The following is a 273-nucleotide window of genomic DNA, read 5'->3' as shown; positions in this document are numbered from 1 at the left end:
ATCTGCCCCGCACCTGCGGGGATGAGCCCTGTTCCGCTATCTTTTCTGGTGTGATGGCACCATCTGCCCCGCACCTGCGGGGATGAGCCCCCCAGCAGGCCCTGCAGCAGGTTTTTGTGATCATCTGCCCCGCACCTGCGGGGATGAGCCCGCGCTGAGACGGCACGAAGCATTGATACGGGCATCTGCCCCGCACCTGCGGGGATGAGCCTGTAACCCAGGGGTACATGCAACCCAGGGTGACATCTGCCCCGCACCTGCGGGGATGAGCCC

General features: G+C 65.2%; 1 CRISPR repeat array.

Going from position 1 to position 273, the window contains the following annotated elements:
• Position 1 precedes the first annotated feature (1 nt).
• Positions 2 to 273: direct repeats of the CRISPR family, unit length 28 nt; unit sequence TCTGCCCCGCACCTGCGGGGATGAGCCC.

Origin of the sequence: Corynebacterium sp. HMSC073D01 (assembly GCF_001815555.1) — a bacterium.
Lineage (GTDB): Bacteria > Actinomycetota > Actinomycetes > Mycobacteriales > Mycobacteriaceae > Corynebacterium > Corynebacterium glucuronolyticum.
Note: the sequence above shows the minus strand (reverse complement) of the source record. Positions and strands in the feature narration are given on the sequence as shown.